Consider the following 22,433-nt stretch of genomic DNA (forward strand, 5'->3'; position numbering starts at 1 on the left):
TCGGGCAGGGCGTTTCGCAGTTTGGCTGCCCCCGAATCCGAGAGATGGCTGAGCGACTTCTATATCTTACTGAAAAACTCAGAATTGACTTAGGTCAAGGATTATCGCTATTTCAATCCTTAGGTCTTTTTGTGAACCAGCCAGCGATCTGCCACGATAGCCATCCGCCAGTTCTTCCGAAAATGGATAACGAAACTGCATCCCGATCAAAACCGGAGATGCGCTGGGGGACGATTTATGACTGACGCACCACACCACATCCGCACGCTTGGCGGAGCCGTTCTGACCGGGCTGGCAATGCTCTACGGCGGCACCGCACTTGCACAATCCGCGCAGCCAGGTGCGGAGGGTTACTTTGATCTTGGCACTTTGATACTGGACCCCGCCGCGCTGGCCGACCGCCTGCGAGAGCGGCTGCGCAACAATGGCGCGGCCTCGACCGTGGTGGGTGCGGATCAATATGACCAGATCGCCACGCCCACGGTTGCCGATGCGCTGGCAACCGAACCGGGTGTCGTGGTGCAGGAGTTTTTTGGCAGCAATGATCAGCCCCGCATCCAGATCCGCGGCTCGGGCCTGCAACAAAGCCCCACCGAGCGCGGGCTTCTGGTCTTGCAAAACGGGATGCCGGTCAACCGGGCTGACGGGTCTTACATTGTCGGGCTGGCCGCTCCCGGCTCTGCCGAAGCGATCGAGGTCTGGCGGGGAGCCGCCGCCAATCGGCTTGGCGCATCCGTGCTGGGCGGTGCGGTCAACTTTATCTCGCCCACGGCCTCAAGCGATCCGGCCACCCGGCTGCGTTTCAGCGGGGGCAGCTTTGGGCAGATGGGTGTGTCCGGGCAGACCGCCTTTCAGGGCGAGACTGCTGGCGCGCTGCTTCAGTTCGAGCTGAACCAGAAAGACGGCTTTCGTGATATCAACAACGAGTCACTGCGCAATTCCATCGGAGGCAATGTAGAGCTGCGCCACAGCGATACCGCCACGACACAGCTGTTTTTGTCGTACACCGATCTGGCCTTTGATGTGGCAGGACCTTTGACCAAAGACGCGCTTGGTTCTGATCCAAGCCAAACCCATCCCGGCCCGACAATCGTAGGCCCGGGCATGATTGCCAATCCGGGGCCAAACGTGTTCCGCGATCTGCCGCGCCGCGAGGCCACGCAGCTTTTGGCCGGGACGCGGACGATCTTTGATATTGACCATCACCGCTTTGATTTCGGGCTTAGTGTCAGTGCGACGGATGACAGTTTCCGCTTTCCCATCGCCGCAGGCGAACGTGCGACCGATGGTTGGGATACAAACCTGTCCGCCCGCTATGCGTTTCGTCCCGAGAGCGTGAACGGGCTGCCTATGGTCGAGGCCACGCTGAATTATTCCTATGGCGAAGCGGATCGCGCTTATTTTCACAATACATCCGGCAAGCGGGGCCCACAATTCGGAGAGAACGAGCTGGAAGCCAGCACTTTGTCTATGCATCTGGGTGCAAATCTGCCACTGAACGTTGTGCTGGTGCTGTCGCCTTCACTGTCCTACACTTATGCAGAACGCAACAATACCGATGTCTGGGGTTTCGCCACCCGGCCAACCATCGGCTTCAGCCCGATGAGCCCGGACATGGCCCTGCCCAACGGGACGGTGCCGACCGTATCAAACAGCTACAGTCAGGAATATTCCGGCTGGAGCCCGCGGCTGGCGCTGACCTTTACACCGAACGATCAACAGACCGCATGGATCGCCTATTCGCGCGGGTTCGAGCCCCCCACCCATGACGATTTGCTGGCCACAACAGGGGGCACGCCCTTTTCCGGACCTGGACGGCCGAATGCCGGGATGCCGACCTCTGGATCGGCGGCCTTTACAACAACCGATCTGAAAGCGCAGGAGGCAGACACGCTGGAAATCGGCTGGCGTGGTCAGACAGCACGCGGCTTGGCCTGGGATGTGACAGCCTACCATTCGCAGATCCGCAATGAAATCCTGTCACTGCGCGATGCGACGGCTGCGCCGCGCGGATCAATAAATGCGGGCAAGACCGTGCATAACGGGATCGAGGCAGGATTGAGCGGCCCGATCTCTGATAGGCTGAGCGCGCGGTTGGCCTGGACCTATCAGGATTTCCGCTTTGACGATGACCCGCTACGCGGGAATAACCGGCTGGGGGGTGCGCCTGAGCATCTGATCACTGCAAGTCTTGCCTGGGATGCAACCGATCAGCTTACCCTGTTCGGCTCAACGCGCTGGGTGCCTGTGAAAACGCCGGTGGACAATATGAACACGCTTTATGCCGATCCCTATTTCGTGGCTGATCTGCACGCGTCCTACAGGCTGACGGACACCGTCAATATCTATGCAGGGATCACCAATGTGTTCGACGAGGCATACGCATCCTCAACCCTGGTCGTAGATCAGGCACGGGCAGATCAGGCGGCGTTCATCCCGGGTGAGGGGCGTACTTTCACTCTGAGCACGTCCTTTGAGTTCTGACACCAAAAGGTGATCCCAAGGGTGGGTGGATTGGCACGGAACCCAGCCGATCAACCCGCGCTTCGGATCATTGCGGCGGCTTTTTCAGCGATCATGATGACCGGAGAGGCGGTATTGCCCGACACGATCTTCGGCATGATCGAGGCATCGACAACACGCAGCCGGTTCAGACCATGCACCTTCAGGTCAGACCCGACCACAGCGCGCGGATCGGTTCCCATCTTGCAGGTGCCAACCGGGTGAAAGATGGTCGTTGCGATATTTCCCGCCTGTTCCAGCAAGGCGTCATCGTCCTGAAAAGCAGGGCCAGGCAGTATTTCGCGCGGCGTGTAAGGGGCCAGTGCATGGGCTGTCATCAACTGTCGCGCCTGCCGGATGGATGTCACCGCTACGCGTTTGTCATGCGCGGTGGACAGATAGTTAAGTTTGATATCTGGCTGCGCATCGGGGTCCGATGTGCTGACGTGGCATGAGCCAATACTTTCGGGACGCAGATTACAAACGGATACGGTGATCGCAGGGAAAGGGTGCAGAGGATCGCCAAGTTTGTCCGTCGACAGGGGTTGGACGTGGTATTCCAGATCGGGCGTTTCCATCGACGGGTCGGATTTTGTGAACATCCCGAACTGACTTGGTGCCATCGACAGGGGGCCGCTTTGACGCCACGCGTATTCCAACCCCATGCGCGCCTTACCCCACAAGGAATTGGCCATTGTGTTCAGGGTTCTGGTATTGCTGACCTTAAAGACCGTGCGGATTTGCAGATGGTCCTGCAGGTTTTCACCCACACCCAGGCTTTCATGCAAAGGGGTGACGCCAAGACCGGCGATGTGATCGGGTTGTCCGATCCCCGACAGCTCAAGCAGTTTCGGCGAATTGATGGCCCCGGCGGCCAGCAGCACTTCGCTTGTGGCATGCGCGACGAAGGTTTTGCCATCCTTGACAAAGCGCACGCCGGTGACGGATTTGCCGTCCAGCACCAGATGTTCGGTATGCGCCCCTGTCAGCACCCGCAGATTGCCGCGCTTCATCGCTGGGCGCAGGAAACCGCGTGCCGTGCTCCAGCGGACGCCGTTCTTCTGGTTGACCTCGAAAAAGCCTGATCCTTCGTTGTTGCCATCGTTGAAATCATCTCGGGGCAGAATGCCGAACTCGCGCGCACCATTTTGGACGGCCTCCAGTATCTCCCATTTCAGACGTTGTTTGCTGACCTTCCATTCGCCGCCAGACGCATGCATGTCGGTTGCACCTGCATGATGATCCTCGGATTTCAGGAAGTAGGGCAGCACGTCATCCCAACCCCATCCGATATTGCCCAGCTGTTGCCAGTGGTCATAATCAGCGGCCTGGCCCCGCATGTAGATCATGCCGTTAACCGAACTGCAGCCCCCCAGAACCTTGCCGCGCGGATAGACAAGGGATCTGCCGTTCAGCCCCGGCTCGGCCGCTGTCTTCATCATCCAGTCGGTGCGCGGATTGCCGATGCAATACAGGTATCCAACGGGGATTTTCACCCAGTGGTAATTGTCATCTCCACCCGCCTCAAGCAACAGCACGCGTGTTTTGGGATTCTCGGTCAGACGATTGGCCAAAACACAGCCCGCCGTGCCCGCGCCGATGATGATGTAGTCATAGGTGCCATCAAGGGTGTCAGGCGCTGTCATGTGCAATGCTCCCTATCGATCAAAGCGGATGATATGCCCTGAGTGAAGGACAGAACATGGTTTTCGTAAAAAAGGACCGCCCCAATGGGCGGCCCTTGATCGCGGTGACCGTCTGACGATTTAGTTGCCGTCAACGCAGGCCTGAAGATCGGCGATTGCCGGGCCGTTCGGAGTGCGGCCAAGGTTGAACGGGGCGGATGCCTCGCGCCAGCCTTTGTAATCCTCAAGATACTCCACCATGGACAGGTACACCGCGCCGGCGGTCTGGCTTTCGCAGGACACTTCGACAATCACCTCGTTGGCGATGTTTTGCACCTCGGCCAGCGCCTCGTCGGTGTAACGCTCGACCGTGACCGCATCTTCCCAGTCGCCATAGGCTTCGGATGCGCGCTTTTCAGTGCGGGCCAGAGACCACACCATCGTGGCGTCCGCTGCGATGCGCAGCTTTTCCTGTGTCTCGGGCGTCAATGCGTCCCACGCGCCCTGATTGATGGCCACACCAAAGACCGATGCGGACTGGTGCCAGCCGGGGGTGGACCAGTGCGATGTCACCTGCTGAAAGCCTGCGGACCAATCGACGTTCGGGGTCGAGAATTCACCGCCGTCGATCACGCCCCGCTCCAGCGCCTGATAGACTTCGCCACCGGCCATGGAAACCTGGCTGCCGCCCAGACGTTCGAGGATGCGGCCCTGCTCATTGCCGGAGACACGCAAGCGCATGCCTTGAAGATCTTCCAGCGTGGTCATGGATTTGTTGGTGTGAAAGCCGGATTCGTTGTTTGTCACGCCATAGGGCAGGTAGACCATGCCATATTCGCCATAGGTCTTGTCGTAAAATTCGCGACCGCCCCATTCGCGAATCCAGTTGACGTAGTCGACTGCGTTGAACAGCGACGGCGTGGTGGCCAGCGGCGTGAACGCCGCATCGCGGCCCGCCCAGTAGCCGGGCCAGTCAGCGCCCGCTTGCACCGTGTTGGACTGCACGGCCCCGAAGACTTCACCGGCGGAAACAAGGCTGCCACCCTCGAAAAACTCGATGGTCAGCTCATCGCCTGCCAATTTGTTGGCAAGATCGACAAAATAGCGATCAAATTCGATCAGCTCCAGCGATGTGGGCCAGGTGGTTGTCATCGTCCAGGTTTCCTGTGCCTCGACCTGGGAGGCGATGCCGCCAGCGACCAGGGCCGCCGCAGCAAGGGCAGAATTGCGAAGTGTCATTGAATTATCCTTTCCATTTTTGGGTTCAACGATACAGGGTGTTGGGCAGCCAGGTCACCAGACCGGGCAGGAACGCGACCGCAAAGCACATGATCAGGATCAGGCCGATGAACGGCATGACGCCCGCGATGATCTGGGTGGTCTTGACCTCTTTCGGGGCGATGGCGCGTAAGTAAAACAGCGCATATCCAAACGGTGGCGTGAGAAAGCTGGTTTGCAGCACGATCGACATCAGCACAACGAACCAGAGCAGATCGACCGATGGCATTTCCTGAATGATCGGCAGGAAGATCGGGAAGGACAGCAGCACGATGCCGGTCCAGTCCAGAAACGCCCCCAGAATGAACACGATGAACAGCATCACGGCAAGAAGCATCCAGGGCTCCATATCGAGGCCGCGAATGATTTCTTGCGTGGCGCGCAGGCCGCCGGTGATGTTGAACACTCCGGTAAAGGCGGTGGCACCCACCACGATGAACAGGATCATCGCGCTTGTTTTGCCGGTTTCGCGCAGCGCATCATAGAAACCCGTCAAGGTGAACCGCCTGCGCGCGATCACGATGGCCAGCGCAAGCGCCGCACCAATTGCCGAGGCCTCTGTCGCGGTGGCGATCCCGGCCAGCAAAGAGCCGAGGATACCAAGAATCAGCAACAGCGGTGGCACGGCTTCCTTGAGAAGCATGATGTAAAGATCGCGGCGCGGCGGCATGTCTTCGGGTTCAACCGGGGGGGCCATATCCGGGCGCAGCACCGCCACCAGAGCGACCCAACCAGCATACAGCATGCCAAGGATCACACCGGGGATCATCGCGCCTGCAAACAATTCCCCGACAGACAAAGGCGAATACGAGGCCATAAGGATGAGCATGATCGAGGGCGGGATCAATATTCCCAGACACCCGCTTGCCGCGATCACACCTGTCGTCAGCGCAGGCGAATAGCCGTATTGCAACATCGGACGCAGGGCCATAACCCCCATGACAGTGATCGACGCCCCGATGATGCCCGTGGTGGCGGCCAGCAGGATCGAGATGAACACCACCGCCAGCGCCAGCCCGCCGCGCACATTCGACATCAAAAGCCTGAGCGATTCAAACATCTTGTCGGTCACGCCGGAATTGCTCAGGAATTGGGCCATCAACACGAAAAGCGGGATGGCGATGAGGGTGTAATTTTCAAGCACATCGCCATAAATGCGGTTGATCACGATCCCCAGAACCATCGGTTTCCCGGCGATCAGCGCCCCCAGAACCGCCGTGCCGCCAAGCACAAACGCCAGCGGATGCCCCATCATCAGGCCCGACACCAGCAGGCCGAACATGATCAGTGCAATCGTTTCACCACCCATCGCTCAGACCCCCTGCTCTTTGTTGAGAATGATTTTGAGCACTTCGTTTATGCCCTGAAGAAGCAGAAGGGCCGCCGCGACGCAAAGCGCCATCTTCAACGGGTAAACCGGCAGCGCGACGGCACCGTATGTCGTCTCGCCCTGCTGCCACGAGCGCAGAGCGAAATCGTAGGAGCGGGTCAGGAAGACCCAGACAAACGGAAAGAAAAAGATCAGATAACCCAGGACATTGACGATCCGTGCCACAAGCGGCGGAAACCGGTCCACCAGTAGATCGACGCGCACATGGGCCTGATGGCGCAGGGCATAGCCCCCCAGAAGGATAAAGTAAAAACCATAAAGTTGTCGCGACAGATCAAACGCCCAGCGTGTGGGGGCGTTGAACGCATACCGCATGACCACATCGTAGATAATGATGGCGGCAAATATAATGGCGAGCACCGCCACGATCCTGCCGACAACTTCGTTGATCCCGTCGATGGTTTTTAAGATCATAATCGCTATTCCGCGTTACCCATGCGCACCCATTCGCATGCCGCCGCAAGGGTTGGCATGTTCCCTCAGCTGCTTCAAGGGCTGCGTCAAGCTTTGCTGCACGATTTGCGCGTTGGTCTCATTTCTAGGAAAAATGTGGTTCCTAGGATTTGTAGTGAAATTCGCAAGTGGTGACGCGCATCGGATCTGCGCGCCGAGATGAAAGGCTGTGCATTTTTCTGCACAGTCAGGTCAGGGCAGGGGCCGCCAGCCCCTTGCCCTTGTCCTCGTCAAAGGATCGGCTTCATATTCTGCCGCTTGAGAGCCACTTGCACACCGCCATCGCCCTCCATCCGGGCCATGTGTTCTTTCAACGCCGGGTAGTCGTCATAGGACAGCGGCGTCTGATCAATCCAACGCATCAGCACATAAAGGAACGTGTCCGCAAAGGAGCGCTGACCCAGATACCATTCGCCCCCATTTACAGACAATACATGTTCAAGCCTCTCGTAATGACCGGCAAGTTTTTCGTAAGTCTTGCGCTTGACCTCCTCAATAGCGGCCTCCGTCTCGGCAAAATTCTGTGCTCCGAAATGGCCACCATAGGCCGCGTGAACCTCGGAGGTCATATAGGACAGCGCCTCGGCTTCCTTGCGGCCAATTTTTGTATCAAGACCGAAATTGCCACTGCCATATGTCGCGCCAAGCCAGCCCAAGATCGCCGACGCCTCGGTGAGCACGTCGCCGTCTTCAAACTGGAGCGCGGGCACCTTGCCCTTGGGATTGATTGCGAGATAGTCGTCCTTCTTGTGATCGCCATATGCCATTGTGTGGACTTCTACCGGCGCATCAAGCCAGGCCACCGCGATATTGGGCGAAAGCGAGCAGGTTCCGGGCATAGTGTAAAGAGTTGGCATGGGTGCTGTTCCTTTTGTGTGGTGCGATCAATGACACGAAGAGGGGTCCTTTCGTCGTGCAGTGCAGTGGTCAAAACGCCCGAGACGGTTTCGAGTTTCGCAAGGGGCGGCTTTTATTCCCGGTTTGATCCGGCAAACGCGGCAAACCGTGCAAGAAAGTCCTTTAACCTTGCTTGCATGGCCTCATCTATCATGCGTCCCTGGTCGTCGAACACGCTGCCCGCCCGCGAGACCATCAGCCGCCCTTCGAACCAGGGCCGTGTGCCCAATGTGCGCAGCACAGAAAGCCAGGCATCCTGGGCCAGGATCGTCCCGAAACCACCGGGCGACGCGCCGACCACCGCCACTGGTTTGGCACCGTATACCTTGCTGATGTCACTTGCCGGGCGGGTGGTCCAGTCAATCGCGTTCTTGAACACGCCCGGAATTGAATTGTTGTATTCGGGCGAGAAAAGCAAAAGACCGTCGGCGTGTCGGATCTGGTCTTTCAGTTCGACAACCGGGTCTGGCAGCCCCAGGGCCGCCTCTTCATCGGCGTTATAGAGCGGGATGCCGTCAATACTGCCCGCCAAAAGCTCGGTCCCGTCGGGCATCAGGCCCTGCGCAGTGCGCAGCAGAGCCGTGTTGAAAGAAGCCTGTCGCAGGCTTCCCGATATTCCGAGGATACGTGTCATGATCGTTTCTTTCATTTTTTAAATTGCAACAGTGTTGGTCGGTCACAGGCGCATCGCATGAAAACAATCGCTGTCACCTTGCGCTGTTTGATCGTCGGCTTCGCCGTTTTGCCGCGGGGCGTGCGTGTCAGTGTTCAGCAAAGGCATGACGCTTGTGAATTCCGGCGTGATCGTCCTTACCATTCCTTTGGTTTTGTCTTGTTCATACCGGGATCAATCGGAATGAACTCCTTGTCGTCGCCGGGGGGCAGTTTGAACGGGCCGTTTTCCCAATCCGCGGCGTTCCAATCTTCCTTGGCTTGTTCGATCCGCTCTTTGGACGAGGACACAAAGTTCCACCAGATATAGCGCTTCTCGCTCAGTGTCGCGCCGCCAAGCGCCATCAGTCGTGCGCCTTGCGTGCCTGCCTTGACGGTCATCTTGTCGCCGGGTCGAAAAACCATCATGCGGCCTTCTTCGAACACATCACCAGCGATCTCGACGCTGCCCTGGGTGATATAGACACCACGATCCTCGTGGGTGTCGGGCAGGGGGAAAGACGCGCCCGGCTCCAGGACCACATCCAGATAAAATGTCTCGGACTGCATGGTTACGGGGCTGGTCTCGCCATAGGCGCTGCCCAGGATCAGCCGGGCGGTGGTGCCGGTGTCGGAGATAACGGGCAGGGCAGCTTTCTTGTGGTGCTCGAATTCCGGCTCCATCTCTTCGCGGTCTTTGGGAAGGGCGATCCATGTCTGGATGCCAAAGAGTTTGCCCTTCTGGCCCCGGGTCTGCTTGTCAGAGCGCTCGGAATGAGTGATGCCCTTGCCGGCGGTCATCCAGTTGACCTCTCCGGGTTTGATCATCTGGTTGGAACCAACGCTGTCACGGTGCTGAAAGACGCCGTCGTACAGATAGGTCACGGTCCCAAGCCCGATATGCGGATGCGGGCGGACGTCGATCCCCCCGTCATTGATAAATTCCGCCGGGCCCATCTGGTCGAAAAAGATGAACGGACCGACCATCTGCCGCTTGGGTGATGGCAGGGCGCGGCGCACCTCGAACCCGCCAACATCTCGGGCGCGCGGAATAATCAGGGTCTCGATACCGCCTTCGGACAACGGACATTCGGGGTTTTGGGTCGGGTTCCAACTCATCTTGCGTCTCCTTTTGAGGATCGTGGGCAGCAGAGTACGACGCAAGACATAAGGCACGCCATTCTTGTTCGAAACAGTAACTTTCCGGCATTTACTATTGTTATTTATGCAATAATAAGCGGCCCAGCATGCCAAGCTGGTTCGTTTCTTTGTGTTAGCGGCCGCGCCTTCTCGTTACTTAGCAGCAAGATAGGGGAATTGTCGCAACCCAGTTTAGAATGTGCCCCAGTCCTTATGAATAATCCTATAAGGTAAGTTATGTTATATAACATTAGCAAATACGGATATTTTTGAACTGCGGCCGCGCAAAACGATGCTGAAAAGCGATTTTACGTCCTTGGCCCACACGTTTCCCGTGAGGAAAATAATCTGAACGCAGGTATTGATTTTTGCCGGGAATTACGTCTCAATATCGCAAAAATTCGGTACAGGGAGCTACAGAATGGCAATCATCTACAGAACGTCGGCGTTGGCACAGCGTCATGCCGAAATCGGTGGAGAACTTGAAGACTGGAATGGCATGGGCACGGCATGGTTTTACGACCAGTCCGATGAACGCGCCAAGGCGGATTATGAGGCAGTGCGCACCAAGGCAGGCCTTATGGACGTGTCCGGCCTTAAAAAGGTGCATTTGTCCGGTCCGCATGCAGCGGCGGTGATCGACCGCGCCACAACGCGCAATGTTGACAAGCTAATGCCAGGCCGTGCCGTTTATGCAGCGATGCTGGATGATCGCGGCTTGTTCATTGATGATTGCGTGATTTATCGCGTTTCGGTCAATTACTGGCTTTTGGTGCATGGCACCGGCACAGGCCATGAAAGTCTGGCCATGGCCGCTTATGGCAAGAACGTGACAATGCTGTTCGACGACGATCTGCACGATATGTCGCTGCAAGGCCCGGTCGCCGTTGATTTCCTTGCAAAGCATGTTCCGGGGATTCGGGATCTGGCCTATTTCGGGATCATTCAGACCAAGCTGTTCGGCAAGCCGGTGATGATCTCCCGCACCGGTTACACCGGCGAACGCGGTTATGAGATTTTCTGCGAAGGACGTCACGCGATCGACCTGTGGGATGCGATTCTTGAAGACGGCAAGGACATGGGTATACGCCCGGTCCAGTTCTCGACACTCGATCTGCTGCGCACGGAAAGCTATCTGTTGTTCTATCCGGGTGACAATTCAGAGACCTACCCGTTCCCGGATCAGCCAGCAGGCGATTCGCTGTGGGAGCTGGGGCTGGAATTTACCGTCTCTCCGGGCAAGACAGGTTTCCGCGGAGCCGAGAACCACTATGCGCTTGAAGGCAAGGAGCGGTTCAAGATCTATGGCGTAGAGCTTGAAGGCACCACGCCTGCTGGCGAAGGGGCGGAACTGCTTAAGGATGGTAAGCAGGTCGGTGTTGTGACCTTTGGCATGCATTCGGAACTGAACAACCACAATGTTGGAATCGCGCGGATGCCGGTTGAGTGTGCCGTGCCCGGAACAAAGCTGACGGTTCGCAACGCGGACGGAACAGAAATTCCTTGTGTGGCCGCAGAGATGCCGTTCTATGACAAGGACAAGTCGATCCGCACAGCCAAGGGCTGAGATCCAGAATTGCAAAAGGCGCAACCTGCAGGTTGCGCCTTTTTACAATCAGATACGAAGAGAGATACGACAGCATGTCGAAGTTTCAATTCCCAGAAAGCATAAAGAGCCGCCCGGTTTATGGAACGCTCGAACCAAGACCGGGAAAGGCACATTTGATGATCGCGGATGCGGAAGGCGCAGAGGCGATCCTTGATCTTGGAAAAAAGGATGCCGCCCTTTTCGAAACGGCCCACATCATTTTCATCCCCAAAGATACCGGCGACACATATGTTGAGCCGCTCAAAGCACTGAACCCCGCGCAGTTTCGGGTTGCGCCAAGCTATGATGCCTGCGTTCCACGTCTGCGCCGGGTTCTGTCGGATGCCCATATGGGGTTGCAGGTCTATCTGGCCGGAACCGAGGGTTTGATGGGTCAGGCGGAAACCGAATGTATGACCGCCGGCATTCCCCATTCTGCCATCCAGACCGAACATCGCGGCTCGGTGGCGCGAAGGATGCAATGCGTCCATTGCAAAGGCATCACAGAAGACGTGATGACCGATCCTTTTGTCTGTTCACATTGTGGGCTGAACCTGTTTGTGCGTGACCACTATTCGCGCCGACTGGCGGCATTTCAGGGTGTATGCATTGACGCCGAAGATCCTGGAAACGTGCCAGAACCTGTGGAGCTTTACAAATGAGTGCTGCCCCCCAAAAAGCAAAGGCCGGTGCCGAAAAGATCGAGGTTGTCGTCAGCGCCAAGGTTCCGCTGAACGAGCTGGTCACGCGGTTTGAATTCAAACGCCGCGACGGCGAACTTTTCCCGCCATTTTCTGCCGGGGCGCATACCGTTGTCGAAATGAACGATGACGGCCGTGCGCGGTTGAACCCCTATTCCCTGATGTCTGATCCGGCAGACCGGTCGATCTATGCGATTTCCGTGCGTCGTGATGACGAAGGGCGCGGCGGATCTTTGTTTCTGCACCAAAACGTCGACGTGGGCGATCACATGACGATCACGTATCCGGTCAACTTGTTCCCGCTTGATCTGCGTGGCCGCAAACACGTCTTTCTGGCAGGTGGGATCGGCATCACCCCGTTTATGGCAATGATTGCCCATCTCGAACGGATGGGAGGCATGTGGGAATTGCATTACGCGTGTCGCAATGCGGCTTTGGGAACATATGTCGACGATCTGACGTCGAGATATCCCAACAAGGTGCATGTCTATTTTGACGATCAAAAAGAACAGATCGGTCTGGCAGATCTGCTGGATGGTCAGCCGCTTGGCACGCATGTTTATGTTTGTGGTCCAAAAGGCATGATCGAATGGGTCCACTCGACAGCTGCGGCGCATGGTTGGCCGGACGAAAACGTGCACTCCGAAGAATTCCTGGCACCGCAACCTGGCAAGCCGTTTGAAGTGCGCTTGTGTAAATCAGACATCACCATTCAGGTAAGCGAAAACGAAAGCCTGCTTGAGGCTATCGAACGCTGCGGTGTCGAGGCTCCTTTCCTGTGTCGTGGTGGGGCCTGCGGACAATGCGAAACGGATGTGATCGAAGCCGACGGTGAATTTGTGCATCGCGATCACTGGCTGGATGACGAAGAACACGCGAGCGGACAGAAAATCATGCCATGTGTCAGCCGATTCATTGGCAAAACGCTTGTTCTGGACCGTTAGGAGGAGAAACGACGATGACGATTCAATTCAACAAAGAAACGTTTCGCGATGATTATTCCTTTCGGAATTCAGAGCGTGCGATCAAGCGGTTTCCGTTTCCGTTTCACGAGGACAGTTACATGTACTCGGTCAATATGGAGCAGCACCGCGGCGGTCCTGAGGGATCGGTCTATGAGATGCGCTTTGACGTGGACGAACATTATGTTTCGGAAATGGCTGACCGGGCCATGGTGCTGGCGGATGATCCATTGCGGTGCCAATCGCTGCCGCACATGACGTTGGCGGGATGGGATACACTGGAACTGATCATGGTGTCCAAGTCCGAAGACTATCCGGATTTGTTTGAACTGCACCGCGACGGAGACAAATGGCGGTGGATCAACAAGCCGATGGGCATTGATCACAGTTTTACGTTTCTTGACGAAACGACGCTGCCTTGTGGTCCTTTGGAATACATCACGCGTCAAGCACAGGGCGATTTCGCCGTTCTCGATCAGCGCGATGAGATGCTCTACATGGACGCGGGTATGGTCACCACGCAGGCGGACTGGTCGCTGGATTTCGATATCGGCATGGACTTTTTCGAATGGCATGCGCCGGTACCGTTGGCCCATGAAATGGGTATCTTCAAACGGGCTTTGAAATTCTTGCTCAACATCCAGCAAGGAGCCCCGGCGCGACGGCTCAACTGGACAATGACGGTCAATCCGTTGCTCGATACCAGCCCGGAAAACTACCACAAATGGGGTATCCAGAAAACCACGCTGACCCCCGAGAATATCGGTGCGAAACAACATCTTCGTGTTGAGCTGCAGACATTCTACCGGCTGCCGCGGTCTAACGCATTATTGTTTCCGATCCGCTGCTATCTGATCGCGTTTCTGGATATCGTCAGTGTTCCGAAATGGGGACGCCGCCTGCACCGCGTGATCCGGGATCTGCCGGAAGAGTTGGCAACGTATAAAGGCTTTATCGACAACCGTCCGTTGATGCTCGAATATCTCAGTAAATTTGACGATGGCTTGCCCACGTCTCCGGGGATCTGGCCGGATCTGGACACAGAACCGGCGTTGCAGAAACAAAGTTGATACAAAGAAACAGAGCCCCGGTTTTCGGGGCTCTGGTGTTTTGGCTGGCTTCGGTTTGCTTCTGCCTGTCGATCAGATCTTTTGCGGATAGCAGATGATCGACAAATATTTTATCGGCAGTTCAACCAATTCTTCCGGGCCATGCGGTGCATCGGCATCAAAGAACAGTGTATCGCCGGGTTCCAACGAATAGTGTTTTTGCCCGTGCAGGTATTCGACCTTGCCCTCCAGCATGTAAATCATCTCGATGCCTTCATGCTGGAACGTCTTGAAGGTATCGGATTCATAGTTCAGTGAAATCAGATAGGGTTCAACCAGCACACCGCTGGCATTCGATCCGATATGACCCAAGAGGTTGTACTGGTGCCCTGCCCGCGTGCCTTCGCGTTCAATCTCAACGCCTTCCCCCGCCTTTGTGTGGACGGCCTCTCGGTGTTCTTCGTAACCTTTGAAAAACGCCGTTAATGGAACGGACAGCGCGTTGGCCAAGGTCTGCAACGTGGTCAGCGACGGCGAAGTGTTGCCGTTTTCGATCTTTGACAACATACCGATGGACAAATCCGTCAGCCTCGACAACTCTGCAACGGTGATCCCTTGTTGCTTGCGGTACGCACGCACTTCACGTCCGATCGCGACCTCTAGCACCTTTTCGCGTTCATCCCGCAGGCTGTGTGGGTCTTGAACCAGGTTGGTATTCGGTTTTACGACATCCAGCGTCACGACAATCCTCGATACTACAGCAGGGGCCGGGCGACCGACCGGTTACAAGTAGAGTAATGATAATTCCCCTCATTGCAAAAACTATTCCTCGCAAGTAAATTTTTCCCCGCAGATGGCGGTCACAACACATGACGAAAAAGATAGGGTTTTTGCTTTTTCCGGGCTTTCCGATGGCATGTCTGACGTCGGTTATAGAACCATTGCGCGCCGCGAACGAGATTTCTGACTCAACCGCCTTTGAATGGACCCTAGCGGCCGAAACGCAGACCACGGTACAATCCAGCGCCGGTATCCCTTTCGAGCCGCAAACAACGCTTGCAACACTCACCCCGCCAGACGTGCTGCTGCTGTTGTCCGCTCCGTCTGTGACGTTTTCCAGCTCTGGCACCTCCGCACATTTGCGCCGGCTTGGGCGGCATGGCTGCGTTCTAGGCGCGATCAGCGGCGGCGTTTTTCCTCTGGTGCGCAGCGGCGCTGTCTCCGGTGAAACGCTTTCCGTGCATTGGTGCTACGAGGCCGCATTCGCGGCCGAATTTCCAGACATCCGCCGCAGTGACCAGGTCATCGAAGCCTCAAACCGGTGTGTGTCGGCGTCCGGCGCGGCAGCGGCGTTTGACCTGGCTTTGAGCTTTATCGACGACGCGCTTGGGGCAGATATCGCAACAGAAGTTGCCTGTTGGTTTCAACACCCGATGATGCGCAAGGTTGGCGTCAAACAATCTGTTCCGGTCCACCTGACCGAAACCATCAAAACCGATCTGTCGCCCATCGTGTCGCAAGCGATTGAAGTCTTCGCAGCAGACCTGTCTTGTCCGGTGGCGATCGGAGACATTGCGGCACAGCTAGATATTTCCCCCCGCCATCTGGAACGAAGCTTCAAACAAGCAACCGGGCAAAACCCGACACAGTATTTCCGCTATCTGCGGATGCAAGCGGCCCGACAGATTGTAATGTACACCAATGACGCCATTCCGGATGTCGCGGCAGCGGTAGGATACGCCAGCGCGCGCCACTTTACCCGGCACTACCGCGATGAATACGGGCTTAGCCCACAAGAAGACCGCAAACGCATCAACCTTTACCGTGTTGAAGGCAACCGGCCTGTCCCGTCAGTCTGACATCAACCACCCTGCCGAGTGTGTTCAGAACGCAGACCGGCAGGCCGTTAGAAGCGCGTGATGCAGCGAACCGGCAGAGCTGCGTGGGCCGATAATGGATATGGTTTCGGTGTCGCGGAAAATCACAAAGCAACCAAGATGGTCGATAGATGACCGCTGCACTTCTCCTCCCGTCCAAGCCCGGACATTGGCCGGGCAGAGACGCTCCAACACAGATGCCAGATCACGCCCTTTCAGATCGAACCGGCACCAGGCGTCCGTTTGCTCGGTCACACTCGCATCCGAACCAAGTGTCTTCAACACGTGTTTGGCCAGATCCTCATGCGTTTCAATCGGAGCTTCGATCATCCATTGATCTGGCCCGGTCCAGAACGCTGAAAACGTATCCCCACCGTCACATCGCGATGTATCGGGGGCCGCGACGTTCAGCACTTTTGCCAGTCCAGAACGCGTGGCATCTTCCCGACCCAAACGGGCGGCCACGGAAGCCAGGGCGACAGACGTCACCTCGGTCACTGTGACTGGCCCAACGATATCCTGTCGAGGTTCAGTCCCGCCAAGTGGCGTTATTGGCCTAAGATCATGCACGGAGACGTTCTCCTTCCGGATCGACGAAATGGGCGCTGACAACTTCGACATCGTGGTCGATCCCGGTCAGCGGGCTGACAAGGCGAACGATTTCGCCAGTGCGGGTGTCACCTGATTTCAGATAGCCGATGCCGATATGACACCCAAGGTTGGGGGAATAACAGGCGGATGTGATATACCCCTGATCATGTGCTGCATCGACCGGTGATCCTTTGGTCATCAGATGCGCGCCAGCAGGGACGGAATCGGAGGCATCAACCGGCTTAAAGCCAACCAGTTTGAGCGCATCATCCTCGTTCAGGCCAGGACGTTCCGAGAGTGTAGAGCCGATGGAATCCTTTTTCTTGGATACCATACGCCCCATGCCGAGATTGAAGGCCGTTGTCGTCCCGTTCAGCTCGTTTCCGGCTGCGTGTCCCTTTTCAATCCGCATAACGCTTAGCGCTTCTGTGCCGTACGGGGTCACATCGAACTCTTTGCCTTCTTCCATCAGCTTGCGCATCAGCGCGTCACCATAGCGGGTCGGCACCGCGATCTCGAACGCCAATTCCCCCGAGAAAGAAATCCGGAACAACCGCGCCCGCAGGCCACCGCAGACGGTGATCTCGCCGCAAGCCATGAAGGGGAACCCTTCGTTCGAGATGTCGAATTCGGGGTCCACGATCTTTTGCAACAGCTTGCGCGAATTCGGCCCGGCCACGGCGTATTGCGCCCAGGCTTCGGTGGTGGAAATCAGCTGGACATCCATGTCCGGAAACAGACACTGCCGCACGAATTCCATGTGCCGATAGACCGGAACAGCGTTGGCTGTCGTGGTTGTGACAACAAAATGATCCTCGGCCAGACGCGCGGCGGTGCCGTCGTCCATGGCAATCCCATCTTCGCGCAACATCAGGCCATAGCGGGTTTTGCCCACTGCCAGCTTGGCAAAGCCATTGGCATAGACCTTGTTGAGAAAATCCGCCGCATCCGCGCCTTGCACGTCGATCTTGCCCAACGTGGTACAATCGCACACACCCACGGACTTGCGCGTCTGCAAGACCTCGCGGTCCACGCTATCGCGCCAATGTGTTTCACCGGGTTTAGGGAACCACTGTGCGCGCAGCCACATGCCAACCTCGACAAACACCGCGCCCTGTTCTTCTGCCCAGTAATGGCTTGGGGTTTTGCGTACGGGGCGGAAATCTTTGCCGCGTGACCGTCCTGCCAACACACCGATAGACGTTGGCGTATAGGGAGGGCGGAACATTGTTGTGCCAACCTCGGGAATGGCCTTGCCAGCCACCTCTGCCATGATGGCAAGCCCGGCGATGTTGGACGTTTTCCCCTGATCTGTCGCCATACCAAGCGTTGTATAGCGCTTGAGATGCTCTACCGACGTAAAATTCTCTTGGTGTGCCAAAACAACGTCTTTTGACGTCACATCGTTTTGCTGATCAACCCAGGCACGCTTGGCCCCCTGAACGTGCCAGAATGGCGTCAGGCGCGCGGGCGCATCCTCGGCCTGCGGCAGGTCAGCCTGACTGACGCTGATATTCAGATCTTCCAATACGGTTTTCGCCGCATCCTGCCCTGATTCAAGCGCCTGATGGGTACTGAACGCACCAGTCGCGGCACCGGCAGGAACCAGACCGGGGGGCAATGTCCCACCTGGCAGAAACGCGCTGAGCGTATCGTCCCATTCAGGGCGGCCGCGCTGATGGCAGGTCAGGTGCACATTTGGGTTCCATCCGCCAGATACCCCCAACAAATCGACATACAGCGTGCGGCGTCCACCACCGGGACGTTCCACTTCAACAGATTTCAGACCAAGCCTGCCTTGGGTGTCGATCACAACACCCCCGGCAATGGTTTCGTAATCCGTGGTTTTCGGCGCGTCCGACCGCGTATCAATCACGGTTGCCTTGACACCTTTGGCCGCAAGATCAGCCGCAGTGCGATGACCGTCGTCATTATTTGTGAACACGGCAACAGACCTGCCCGGACGAACCGCCCAACGGTTGGCATAACTGCGCAAGGCCGAGGCCAGCATGATGCCGGGCCGGTCATTGTTCTGGAACACAATCGGCCGTTCCGTCGCCCCGGCGGACAGAATCGCCCGCTTTGAATAGATGCGCCACAAGATCTGACGCGGTTTGCCCGGCACCGGCGAGGACAGATGGTCACTCACCCGCTCGACCATACCATAGATCCCATGATCGAAGGCCCCGATAACCGTGCTACGTGGCATAACACGTACATTTGGCATGGAGTGCAGTTGAGCAACCGTCTGTGCCGCCCACTCTGATCCGTCTTGATCGGACAATGTGCCTGTATCGCTGTTCAAACGACCGCCAAGGACAAAATCCTCATCCGCAAGGATTACCTGCGCCCCGGATTGACCCGCAGTCAAAGCGGCCGCAAGCCCGGCTGGACCTGCGCCAATAATCAAAACATCGCAGTGCAGGAAGCCTTTGTCATAGGAATCCGGGTCCGGTTCGTGCGACAGCGTGCCAAGACCGGCAGCCTTGCGAATTATCGGCTCGTACACCTTTTCCCAAAAGGCGGCTGGCCACATGAATGTCTTGTAATAGAATCCGGCGGCAAAGAAATTGGACAAGCGATCATTGACCGCCATTGCGTCCCATTTCAAAGACGGCCAACGGTTTTGCGACTGTGCGCTCAGGCCTTCAAAAAGCTCTGCGGTGGTGGCGCGGGTATTGGGTTCCTTGCGCGCACCCATTCGCAGTTCGACAATCGCGTTCGGCTCTTCCGAACCGGCGGTCAAAGGGCCGCGTGGGCGGTGATACTTGAACGACCGGCCCATCAAACGCACGCCATTGGCCAGCAGGGCCGAGGCCAACGTATCACCGGCAAAACCGGAATACTCCACCCCATCAAAGGTGAAAGACATGGGTGAATTGCGATCAATCAGGCCGCCATCTAGTCGGGTGTGGCCGGTCATTTGGAACGTCCCTCTTGGCGCGCAACGTCGCGGGCCAGTTCTACTTTGGTGATGTCATGTGTGGTGGTGTCGCGGGTGACGACCAACCAAGATCTGTCGCCTTGTTCGTGAAACCAAAGCTCACGATGCTCTCCAGCGGGGTTGTCGCGCAAATAGCCATATTCGGTAAAATCGGCCACCGCTGTGTCAGCTTGCCAATCCGGCCGGCGAATAAGCATGGCATCGCCCTTGTACACAAACTCGGCAGAGTCGCGCGGGCCGAGGATGGGGTGATCAATTATCATGTCGTGCCTTTCCTCAGTGCAGATTGGGCTGATTGCCCTGGCCCTTTTCGTCGATCATATGCCCGGTGGCGAAGCGATCGAAACGATAGGCGGTTGCGGTTTTGTGGGGGGTGTCGGTCGCCAACAAATGCGCATAGGCAAAACCGGATGCGGGCGTCGCCTTAAAGCCGCCATAACACCAACCACCGTTGAAATAGAGCCCGTCGATATGGGTCCGGTCAATAATCGGAGACCCGTCCATCGACATATCCATAATCCCGCCCCACATGCGCAACAGACGCGCGCGGCCAAGGTTGGGGAAAATCGCCATGCCACCTTCGCAGACATCCTCGACCACGGGCAGATTGCCGCGTTGGGCGTAGGTGTTGTACCCGTCCGGATCGCCCCCAAAGACCAGCCCGCCCTTGTCGGACTGGCTGCAATAAAAATGCCCTGCGCCGAAGGTTATCACCCCAGGGAGAAGAGGCTTCAAACCTTCGGACACGAAAGCCTGCAAAACAGTGCTTTCAATGGGCAGGCGCATCCCGGCCTTGGCCATAAGGCGCGAGGATGACCCGGCGACACAGGCCGCCACCTTTTTCGCGCCGATAAATCCGCGCGATGTCTCGACACCGGTGCAAACGCCGTTCTCGATCTTGAAGCCGGTCACTTCGCAATTCTGAATGATATCGACACCGTGCTGATCAGCGGCGCGGGCATAGCCCCAGGCAACCGCGTCGTGGCGCACCGTGCCTCCGCGAGGCTGTGCAAGGCCACCTTTGATCGGGAAACGGGCGTTATTGACGTTCAGGAACGGATAGCGTTCGACGATCTGTTTGGTGCTCAGCAGCTCGGCATCCGCACCGTTCAACAGCATTGCATTGCCCCGCCGGATGAACGCATCGCGCTGTGCGTCAGTGTGGATCAGATTGAGGATGCCACGCTGACTGACCATCGCATTATAGTTCAGATCCTGCTCCAGACCTTCCCACAATTGAAGCGAGAATTCGTAAAATGGCTCGTTGCCGTCCAGCAGATAGTTAGAGCGGATGATCGTCGTGTTGCGTCCGACATTGCCGCCGCCAATCCAAGCCTTTTCCAGCACAGCGATTCGGGCCTGCTTGAACTCTTTGGCAAGATAATAGGCCGTCGCAAGGCCGTGCCCGCCGCCGCCAATGATCACGTAATCATAATTCGCTTTCGGCTCTGCATCGCGCCAAGCCGGGCCCCAGCCGCGGTGACCGGTCAGCGCTTCTTTGATGACTTTGAACCCTGAGTACTGCATAGATTCGGACTCCTTTGGGTTATTCTTCTTTAATTTTAGAACTGTGTCGCCGCCTCATTCAGACAGAAATGTGCCTGAATCGGACATGACCGTTCGAAAAAATATCTGCCTCAACGTCGCACACCTGCTGTCGTGGCCAAACCACCAGATGATATCGAAATGAAAAAATCTTGATCTGCAGGAAAAAAGTGGTTTTTACTACATCATTCCAATCTCGTGCCCGCACGTTTGGAATACCTGCTTCAAGGCAGGTGATTTTAAGGGAGGAAATATGAATAAATTTACGACAGCACTTGCAACAGGTGTCCTTTCGCTTGCGCCGCTCATGGCAGCCGCCGACAGCGACGATCCGATTGTCATTCCAATTCATAACTGGTCATCACAGATCGTCATGTCAAACGTCGTGGGTCAGATCTTTGAGGAAATGGGCCTGAACGTCGAGTATGTCACAACAGACAGCCAAGCGGTCTACGAGTCCATCCGCCTTGGAGATGTCACATTGGGGATGGAGGTCTGGGAAGGGGCCTTTGGCGCATCATTCCGCGCTGCGTTGGAAAAAGGCGGCATCGTCGATGTCGGTGACCACGATGCGGTCACCCGCGAGGATTGGTGGTATCCGATGTGGACCAAAGACGCGTGTCCGGGTCTGCCTGACTGGCAGGCGCTGAACGAATGTGCCGCGATTTTTGCGACACCGGAAACAGGCGACAAAGGCCGTTATCTTGATGGGCCGGTCGACTGGCTCAAGCACGGCAAGGAACGTGTGGATGCCCTTGGCATGAATTTCGAAGTGATCAACGCGGGTTCTGCCGCAGCACTTTGGGCAGAAATCGGTGCCGCAGAAGCCAGCAAAAAGCCAATTGTGGTCTTCAACTGGACGCCAAACTTTGCCGAAGCCGTATGGCCGGGCGAATTTGTCGAATTCCCGGAATGGGAAGATGGGTGTGATAAAGACCCTGCGAAAGGACCAAACCCGGATGCCTTGTATGATTGCGGCAATCCTGCCGACGGTTACATGAAAAAGGCCGCCTGGGAGGGGATGGAAGAGAAATGGCCAGACGCGTTTGCCGTGCTGAGTAAAATTTCCTTCACCAACCCACAGATCGCCGAAATGGCAAAACTGGTCGATATTGATGACTACGAGCCGGAAGAGGCAGCCGAGATCTGGTTGGAAGACAACGAAGAAATCTGGCGTCCGTGGATCGGCAGCTGAGCACGCCTTTACGATAAATCCATTTCGTGAACCCTTGCCCGAAAT

At 56.8% G+C, this 22,433-nt stretch carries 19 protein-coding genes; 7 read left to right on the forward strand and 12 right to left on the reverse strand.

From position 1 onward, the window contains the following. Window positions 1-237 precede the first annotated feature (237 nt). Complete coding sequence (locus tag ACG74X_RS15990) at window positions 238-2,484, forward strand: TonB-dependent receptor family protein (protein WP_411236126.1); 2,247 nt, start codon at window positions 238-240, stop codon at window positions 2,482-2,484. 50 nt (window positions 2,485-2,534) lie between these two features. Here ACG74X_RS15990 and ACG74X_RS15995 read toward each other — a convergent pair whose 3' ends face one another. The 7 genes from ACG74X_RS15995 to ACG74X_RS16025 all read right to left on the reverse strand — a co-directional run bounded on the left by ACG74X_RS15995 (window position 2,535) and on the right by ACG74X_RS16025 (window position 9,915). Beyond that, a complete protein-coding gene (locus ACG74X_RS15995; RefSeq protein WP_411236127.1) occupies window positions 2,535-4,148 on the reverse strand; it encodes a GMC family oxidoreductase in 1,614 nt (537 codons plus the stop codon). 120 nt (window positions 4,149-4,268) lie between these two features. Then, complete coding sequence (gene dctP / locus ACG74X_RS16000) at window positions 4,269-5,366, reverse strand: TRAP transporter substrate-binding protein DctP (protein ID WP_411236128.1); 1,098 nt, start codon at window positions 5,364-5,366, stop codon at window positions 4,269-4,271. A gap of 25 nt (window positions 5,367-5,391) precedes the next feature. Further along, a complete protein-coding gene (locus ACG74X_RS16005; RefSeq protein WP_411236130.1) occupies window positions 5,392-6,714 on the reverse strand; it encodes a TRAP transporter large permease in 1,323 nt (440 codons plus the stop codon). 3 nt (window positions 6,715-6,717) lie between these two features. Further along, window positions 6,718-7,209: a TRAP transporter small permease subunit gene (locus ACG74X_RS16010; RefSeq protein ID WP_411236131.1), complete on the reverse strand. Its 492-nt coding sequence runs from the start codon at window positions 7,207-7,209 to the stop codon at window positions 6,718-6,720. Between the two features lie 269 nt (window positions 7,210-7,478). Continuing rightward, window positions 7,479-8,105 carry a glutathione S-transferase family protein gene (locus tag ACG74X_RS16015; RefSeq protein WP_411236133.1) on the reverse strand — a complete coding sequence of 209 codons (627 nt, stop codon included), beginning with the start codon at window positions 8,103-8,105 and terminating at the stop codon, window positions 7,479-7,481. Window positions 8,106-8,218: 113 nt separating this feature from the next. Next, the gene (locus ACG74X_RS16020) at window positions 8,219-8,779 is read right to left on the reverse strand and encodes an NADPH-dependent FMN reductase (protein ID WP_411236135.1); all 561 of its coding nucleotides are present in this window, start codon (window positions 8,777-8,779) and stop codon (window positions 8,219-8,221) included. A 176-nt stretch (window positions 8,780-8,955) separates the two neighbouring features. Continuing rightward, window positions 8,956-9,915: a pirin family protein gene (locus ACG74X_RS16025; protein WP_411236136.1), complete on the reverse strand. Its 960-nt coding sequence runs from the start codon at window positions 9,913-9,915 to the stop codon at window positions 8,956-8,958. A 442-nt stretch (window positions 9,916-10,357) separates the two neighbouring features. On the opposite strand from ACG74X_RS16025, the gene ACG74X_RS16030 reads away from it, so the two are divergent. From ACG74X_RS16030 to ACG74X_RS16045, 4 genes are all read left to right on the forward strand, one after another. After that, a complete protein-coding gene (locus ACG74X_RS16030) occupies window positions 10,358-11,503 on the forward strand; it encodes an aminomethyltransferase family protein (RefSeq protein ID WP_411236137.1) in 1,146 nt (381 codons plus the stop codon). Window positions 11,504-11,577: 74 nt separating this feature from the next. Continuing rightward, the gene (dmmA, locus tag ACG74X_RS16035; protein ID WP_411236138.1) at window positions 11,578-12,186 is read left to right on the forward strand and encodes a dimethylamine monooxygenase subunit DmmA; all 609 of its coding nucleotides are present in this window, start codon (window positions 11,578-11,580) and stop codon (window positions 12,184-12,186) included. Further along, window positions 12,183-13,169 (forward strand): PDR/VanB family oxidoreductase, encoded by a 987-nt coding sequence (locus ACG74X_RS16040; RefSeq protein ID WP_411236139.1) that lies wholly within the window; start codon window positions 12,183-12,185, stop codon window positions 13,167-13,169. The genes dmmA and ACG74X_RS16040 overlap by 4 nt, the downstream gene beginning before the upstream one ends. A gap of 14 nt (window positions 13,170-13,183) precedes the next feature. Further along, window positions 13,184-14,257, forward strand: a complete 1,074-nt coding sequence (locus tag ACG74X_RS16045) for a heme-dependent oxidative N-demethylase family protein (protein WP_411236140.1) — start codon at window positions 13,184-13,186, stop codon at window positions 14,255-14,257. Window positions 14,258-14,329: 72 nt separating this feature from the next. On the opposite strand, the gene ACG74X_RS16050 is transcribed toward ACG74X_RS16045, so the two are convergent. Beyond that, the gene (locus tag ACG74X_RS16050) at window positions 14,330-14,977 is read right to left on the reverse strand and encodes a helix-turn-helix domain-containing protein (RefSeq protein ID WP_411236141.1); all 648 of its coding nucleotides are present in this window, start codon (window positions 14,975-14,977) and stop codon (window positions 14,330-14,332) included. A gap of 128 nt (window positions 14,978-15,105) precedes the next feature. Between ACG74X_RS16050 and ACG74X_RS16055 the strand changes: the two genes are divergently transcribed. After that, on the forward strand, window positions 15,106-16,095 hold the full coding sequence (locus ACG74X_RS16055) for a GlxA family transcriptional regulator (RefSeq protein WP_411236142.1): 990 nt from the start codon (window positions 15,106-15,108) through the stop codon (window positions 16,093-16,095). A gap of 24 nt (window positions 16,096-16,119) precedes the next feature. On the opposite strand, the gene ACG74X_RS16060 is transcribed toward ACG74X_RS16055, so the two are convergent. Genes ACG74X_RS16060 through ACG74X_RS16075 form a run of 4 tightly spaced genes read right to left on the reverse strand, consistent with a single transcriptional unit; the run spans window position 16,120 to window position 21,175 of the window. After that, on the reverse strand, window positions 16,120-16,683 hold the full coding sequence (locus ACG74X_RS16060; protein ID WP_411236143.1) for a sarcosine oxidase subunit gamma: 564 nt from the start codon (window positions 16,681-16,683) through the stop codon (window positions 16,120-16,122). Next, window positions 16,676-19,627 (reverse strand): sarcosine oxidase subunit alpha family protein, encoded by a 2,952-nt coding sequence (locus ACG74X_RS16065; RefSeq protein WP_411236144.1) that lies wholly within the window; start codon window positions 19,625-19,627, stop codon window positions 16,676-16,678. Before ACG74X_RS16065 ends, ACG74X_RS16060 begins: the two co-directional genes overlap by 8 nt. Beyond that, the gene (locus ACG74X_RS16070) at window positions 19,624-19,911 is read right to left on the reverse strand and encodes a sarcosine oxidase subunit delta (protein ID WP_411236146.1); all 288 of its coding nucleotides are present in this window, start codon (window positions 19,909-19,911) and stop codon (window positions 19,624-19,626) included. Before ACG74X_RS16070 ends, ACG74X_RS16065 begins: the two co-directional genes overlap by 4 nt. Window positions 19,912-19,924: 13 nt before the next feature. After that, complete coding sequence (locus ACG74X_RS16075; protein WP_411236148.1) at window positions 19,925-21,175, reverse strand: sarcosine oxidase subunit beta family protein; 1,251 nt, start codon at window positions 21,173-21,175, stop codon at window positions 19,925-19,927. Between the two features lie 271 nt (window positions 21,176-21,446). Here ACG74X_RS16075 and ACG74X_RS16080 point away from each other — a divergent pair, with 271 nt between their 5' ends. Next, window positions 21,447-22,388: an ABC transporter substrate-binding protein gene (locus ACG74X_RS16080; protein WP_411236149.1), complete on the forward strand. Its 942-nt coding sequence runs from the start codon at window positions 21,447-21,449 to the stop codon at window positions 22,386-22,388. The last annotated feature ends 45 nt before the right edge of the window (window positions 22,389-22,433 follow it).

Source organism: Marivita sp. S0852, assembly GCF_046591575.1.
GTDB lineage: Bacteria > Pseudomonadota > Alphaproteobacteria > Rhodobacterales > Rhodobacteraceae > Marivita.